Annotated in this window: 4 protein-coding genes; 3 read left to right on the top strand and 1 reads right to left on the bottom strand. The window is 45.6% G+C overall.

What is annotated here, in order from left to right; genetic code table 11:
• The first annotated feature begins 486 nt into the window (after positions 1-486).
• The 3 genes from AM231_RS13335 (at position 487) to AM231_RS13325 (ending at position 3,965) form a co-directional block, all read left to right on the top strand.
• Positions 487-2,022 carry an ABC transporter substrate-binding protein gene (locus AM231_RS13335; protein ID WP_054402972.1) on the top strand — a complete coding sequence of 512 codons (1,536 nt, stop codon included), beginning with the start codon at positions 487-489 and terminating at the stop codon, positions 2,020-2,022.
• 149 nt (positions 2,023-2,171) lie between these two features.
• A complete protein-coding gene (locus AM231_RS13330; RefSeq protein WP_053492617.1) occupies positions 2,172-3,089 on the top strand; it encodes an ABC transporter permease in 918 nt (305 codons plus the stop codon).
• A 12-nt stretch (positions 3,090-3,101) separates the two neighbouring features.
• Positions 3,102-3,965 carry a carbohydrate ABC transporter permease gene (locus tag AM231_RS13325; RefSeq protein ID WP_054402971.1) on the top strand — a complete coding sequence of 288 codons (864 nt, stop codon included), beginning with the start codon at positions 3,102-3,104 and terminating at the stop codon, positions 3,963-3,965.
• Between the two features lie 19 nt (positions 3,966-3,984).
• On the opposite strand, the gene AM231_RS13320 is transcribed toward AM231_RS13325, so the two are convergent.
• The gene (locus AM231_RS13320; RefSeq protein WP_054402970.1) at positions 3,985-6,228 is read right to left on the bottom strand and encodes a helix-turn-helix domain-containing protein; all 2,244 of its coding nucleotides are present in this window, start codon (positions 6,226-6,228) and stop codon (positions 3,985-3,987) included.
• Positions 6,229-6,277 lie beyond the last annotated feature (49 nt).

Below are 6,277 nucleotides of genomic sequence, written 5' to 3'. Positions count from 1 at the left end.
CACCCATGAGAAAATCCCCTCCAAGTAAACTTTAGTGCTCTTGTTTAGCACTTGTCTACTCAAAGGGGATAATATCACTCCTATGGGTTCCTTTTTTGTACGAAAGATAGAGCTATTTGTTACGCCAATCGCTCGATAACAATAGATTCGCTTACGGTAGGCGTACCTCCACCGATGGCAGCCTGTTAGGTTTGAGCTCTGGTGTTATCAGGGTAGCTTGTATGGGCTAGATCAAACAGAAACCTTCGATATGCTCTAATCGTCATAATCCGTTAGCCAAAAACCCAGTATACATGCGGGATTACAGGGGTGAATATACCTCATTTCAGATCATTGCCACTTTTTCATAATCATAGGTCAGGGCAATAACGGGAAGGAATGTGAGTAGGCAACAGACAGATCTTGCAAGTAGAATCATAATCACAAACGCCAATATGCACGATGTGGATTGGTGTTTACATTACAAGATATAAGGGAGAGGGTTGCATGAAGATTTGGAAACGCAAGATGGGGATGGTGGCATTGACGACCATCATGATCGGAACACTACTCGGTGGCTGTTCTAAAGAAAATGAAGCAAAAGAGGGTAATTATGAAAGCGCTGCCTTAGGGAAGGAAATCACATTACAAATGATGACCTTCTCGCATACAAACTGGCCCTATAAAGAGAACTGGCCAATTTATAAATTCTTAAAAGAAGAAACGGGTGTCTCCTTCAAGGTCCAACCTGTGATGAGCGACTACACCACGACGATGAACCTGGCGATCTCCTCTGGCGAGATTCCGGATCTTATGATGGTTAACAGCTTGAATGCAGCGAATACACATGGAGCCAGCGGCGCATTTGTTGATTATTTTGAGCACTTGGATCAGATGCCTAACTACAAGAAGTTTCTCGAAGAACATCCTGAAGTGAAGGCAGCGATTCTGTCTCCTGAGGGGAAAAATTATTTCTTGCCGTTATATGGGCTTGAGCAGCAATCCAGGCGGTCTTGGCTGTATCGGGACGACATTTTTAAGAAACATAATCTGACACCGCCGACTACTTACGACGAACTCTATACGGTTGCCATGAAACTGAAAGAGCTGTATCCGGACAGCTTCCCGATTGCGGTGTTTAACGGCTTAAGTCCCCTGATTAACATGGCGCCTGGGTTTAACACTAACAGTGGATATTATTACGATTACGACAAGGAAGAGTGGCGCTACGGTCCAACCGAGGACAACTACAAGAAGATGGTTGAGTTTATGAACAAGTTTTATACAGAAGGCTTGGTTGCACCTGACTTTATGGCGCATAAACGCAAGCAGTTTAATGATCTGCTGCTTCAGAACAAAGCCTTCATCGCTAGTGACTACATTGGCATCATGGATGAACTCCCGTTGGTCCTGGGAGATAAGGCTTCAGAATTCAGTCTGGATTATATGGTTCCTCCGGTCGGCACGCCGGATGGCAAGTCCCAGAATGTGTTTGCCGGATTACAGTCTGACGGCTTTTCTGTAGCGGCTAATTCCAAAGAGCGGGATCGGCTGCTGAAATACATGGACTTTCTCTATTCTCCTGAAGGCATTGAGCTGGCAACCTGGGGCAAGGAAGGGGAGACCTTCACGACTGAGAATGGCGTCCGTAAATTTAACGAGGATTATAAAGAATTCGGCGACTTGAGGACCAAGACGGGCATCGCAACGGTAGGAGCACATACCGTATTGGACATGACGGCATATGAATCCATGTATTCTCCAAAAATGCAAGCGGCGATGAAAATCGTATCAGACCATGAAACCAAGCCACAGCCAAGGCTCGCCTATACCAATGAGGAGAATGAAGTGCTGAGTATGGTTGGCGAAACCGTGAAGAAGTTTCATGAAGAGCAGATTGCCAAGTTTATTTTGGGACAGAAATCGATGGATGAATGGGATAACTACGTCTCAGAAGTAAACAAACTTGGTGTGCAAAAGGTATTGGAAGTTCATCAAAGTGCATATGAGCGAACACAAAAATTCTTGAACGAAGGCAATTAATTATTCACACGACTCGTGGCTAGAAGAATGAATAAACTGCTATCTCAAACGGACCGGTCCTGGTGTATGACAGGCCAGAACCCGGTCTGTAAGAGGGCGGGAACTCGCAGGTTAACAAGGATTTCAGTGTTAAAAGGAGGATACGTTTTGTGCAAGCACAGAAACAGAGTTTCTTACACAAGTTAAAACGGGATAAATATCTGCTGTTGCTGCTTCTACCCTGTGCTCTGTATTACATCATTTTTAAGTATGTTCCTATATTCGGGGTTTCCATTGCCTTTATGGATTACAACCTTTTTAAGGGGATAACGGAAAGTGATTGGGTAGGGTTTAAGTATTTCAGTATGTTTTTTAATACACCGGATTTTTGGCCGGTCCTTAGAAATACATTTTTGCTCGGTCTGTATAAGCTGGTATTCGGATTTCCGGCTCCGATCATCCTGGCTCTGCTCATTAATGAAGTGAGTAAATCCTTCCTGAAGCGGTTTGTCCAAACGGTCAGTTATCTTCCGCATTTCATATCCAATGTAGTAGTGGCAGGAATTGCAGTCATGTTCTTGTCGCCGACAGGCGGTGTCGTCAACCAGTTGCTGAATGTCATCGGACTTGACAGAATTAATTTTCTGGTAGAAGCCTCCTGGTTCAGAACGATATATATTACGACAGATGTTTGGCAGCATATCGGATGGGGGACCATTATCTACCTGGCTGCCTTAACGGCCATCGATCCGCAATTGTATGAAGCGGCGCGCATGGATGGGGCGAACCGCTGGAAGCAAACGCTGAATATTACACTTCCCGGTATTGCACCGGCGATTGTGATTATATTGATACTGGATATTGGAAAAATATTGGAGATTGGTTTTGAAAAAGTTTATCTGCTCGCAACTCCAGCCACTTACGAAACAGCAGATATTATATCGACTTACGTATACAGGGTTGGTTTAACGCAAGGCAATTACAGCTACGCCACGGCGATTGATCTGTTCACGGGTATCATCAGCTTTATTTTCATCATCGCGGCAAATTGGTTCAGCCGGCGAGTCAGTGGCAGCAGCATCTGGTAGAGGAGGCACGTAATGAAACAGAAATGGAATTGGTTTGATGCATTGAATGCCGTAATTCTGTCTGGGATCGTAGTGGCATGTTTATACCCTTTTGTTTACATGTTGGCTGTATCGCTCAGCGACTCCGCTGCTATCGCCTCAGGAGAAGTGTGGCTTTGGCCGAAGGGCTTCAATCTGGATATGTATCAGTATGTATTCGAGGACGGGCGGGTACTGAAAGGGTATAAGAATACGCTGATATATGTTATCCTCGGAACCGCTATTTCACTGATGGTCACGGCACTTGGTGCCTATACGCTGTCCAAATCCAAGATGGTCCTGGGCAAACCCATCCTGATGATGATCGTCTTCACGATGTTTTTTAATGGCGGGATGATTCCGACGTTTCTGGTCGTGAAGGAGCTTGGTTTTGTCAACACGATATGGGGCATGGTGCTACCTGGAGCTGTTGGCACATGGAATCTGCTCATTATGCGGACGTTTTTTATGGGCATGCCTCAGGAGCTCGAGGAATCGGGAAAAATCGATGGTCTGTCCGAGATCGGAATCTTCTTTCGGATTGTGCTTCCGCTCTCCAAGCCGGTCCTTGCCACCATCGGATTGTATTACGCAGTCGGCATGTGGAATAACTTCATGGGTCCTCTGCTGTATCTGCGGGATGCGGATATGCAGCCTCTGCAAGTGATATTAAGAAATATCGTGTTGTCTGGACAATTTACGGGAACGGAAGGACCGGTTGTAGGCGATATCGTGGTAATTGAAGACGGATTGAAATTCGCTACCATCATGGTATCCACCCTGCCGATCCTCCTTGTTTATCCATTTATACAAAAGTATTTTGTAAAAGGAGCTTTAATTGGCTCTGTAAAAGGTTAAGCGGCCGGCCGCTCACCTGCTATGATCGGAACGAATGGGTCTTCCGATAATCGCCGGGTGTTTGGCCGGTTATTTTTTTGAACATGCGGATGAAGGAAGTGACATTGCGGTAGCCGATCCGGTTGCCTACTTCTTGAATCGGCGTATTTGTCGTTTCCAGAAGTTCCTTCGCTTTTACGATCCGAATGGCATTTAATTGGTCGCTGAAATTACTTCCTGTTTTTTCTTTAATATACCCGGATAAATAAGTAGGCGACATGTTAAGCTTGGAAGCCAGCTGCTCCAGAGAGATTTCTTCTGCGTAATGGGACTCGAGATAATGAATGACATATTGAATAATATCGTAATGTTCTTCCCGTTTCAGTCGGATGGCCTGGGTTGCATGGGCGAGCTCGTCCAAAAGAATTTCTCGATATTGCTCCGGAGTTACGCTGTAAGCAAACTTCTCATCGTTTTCGGAAGATGCCTCGGTATTGATTTTTAACAGTTCCACCGTTCTTCTCATGCGGACAGATACTGATTTAGCGAAGTGGCACAGTTGTTCTGCAGTTGCCTCCTGCCGCTGCAGCCGTTCCAGGGCACGATCAATCAATGTCTGACAGCTGCTCTCGTTGCCTGCCTGCAAATTCACGTAGAACTCATGCTCCTGCTCGGCAGTAAACCCTGTTACATCCTCCTGGTGTTTCTTCTCCCATATGATCTGGGTCTCTTCAAGCGGCATGGCTTGCAGCAGGAGAGACGCGGCTTCGGCATATGCTTGATCAAACTCCGAAGTCTGCTGAAAGACCGACGAAACGGCAATATTCACTAAATAGGTGCTTTGATCATGGTCAAAGATACGCTTGAGTTGATGGAGACACTGCTTTAAATCGCCTCGATCTTGAGCATACACAATGGACAGGATCTGCTTGCCCTCCATCTGAAGGGTATGCGATAAAGGAAATACTTCCTGGATCTGCATTGTAATGATATCCTTGATCTTCCCGGTTGCTCTGGTCATCAATGCATCGAGCTGATGAGACGGGATATGCCGGTAACGAAGCTGATATATAATGACGATAAACGTTCCTTCGCCTACCCAAAGCTCCTTGGAAGCGGAGGTGTCTATGGCAATGTTCTTGAACTGCGCAAGATAGTGGTAGCTGGTCAGTAAGGGCTTGGTGTGATCCATCCATTCCTTAATTGTTTTGCGTTCGTGCTGCAAGCCTCTCAGATGGTTGGATATGGCACTGAACTCAGCGATGCTGCCTTGATACAGCTCCATCTCCGATTGTCCCAATCCTCTTATCATTCTCTTAAGCGGCTGATTGATATTACGGGAGAAGACCCATGATGCCACCGTCCCTATCAGGAGTGTAGCTGCAAATAATAGTACGGCTAACCAGTTCATGCGGCTGATGCTCTGGTTAAGTTCCTTATGCGGAATAATAGAGACGTATGTCAATCCCGAACGGGCACCTTTTTCGAAAAAATAGTATGACCCCTTCTGCATGATCCACTCCGATTTACCGTCCCACTCCGGCAGTAGCTCGGACTTAGGATCAGGGGAAGATTGAAACAGCATATTTCCTTCCGGATCTTGTAACAGAAACCGGGAACCGGCCATTCCTTTATATGATTCATACCAGCTTTTCATATTGACGAAGGCTATGATGTTATAGGAACTGCCCTGCACATCGGTGATCAGCGGCAGCAACAGCATTTCTCTTTTCTCTGTCCCGATTGAGAAAACACTGCTCGGAAGCATATGAAGGAAGCCGCCGCTTGCATGGTCGCCCTGTTTCCAGAACTCATATGGATAGGAATCGTTGATGTAATAATGCTTAAACATCCGGTCATCATTGACAATTCCGTCGCGTTCAAGCAGGAAGGCGTGTTTTGGATAGTAGATCATGACATTGTTCAAATGATAATACGGTTGGGTTACAAGGGTCCTGATCTGGTCCATCACCATATCCACCTGCAAATAATCGATGCCTCTTTTGCCGCCGGCATCCGCTTGTCTGCTAATATTGCCAACAAACTCATTATGCTGGAGGTTAAGCAGTAGGCTTTTCCAGGTTGAATACTGCTTCTCAAAGTTGTCGACGGTGTTTCGGATGAGGGTCAAATTATAATTGATGATCTCGTTGTTCACGTTGCGAGAGTAGAATGTCATCGACCACAGATTGTAGGACGACAGCAGGATGATCACGACGAGAAAATAAACCAGCATTTTAACGAATAAAGAATGCAGCGGAAAAAATGAATGAATCCATTTCATGTTGAATCTCCTTATGAATACGCTTACTTGTTCTTCAATCATTCTAACG

It is taken from the genome of Paenibacillus solani (assembly GCF_001277345.1).
GTDB classification, from domain to species: domain Bacteria; phylum Bacillota; class Bacilli; order Paenibacillales; family Paenibacillaceae; genus Paenibacillus_AQ; species Paenibacillus_AQ solani.
This window is presented reverse-complemented; position numbering and strand designations above follow the sequence as displayed.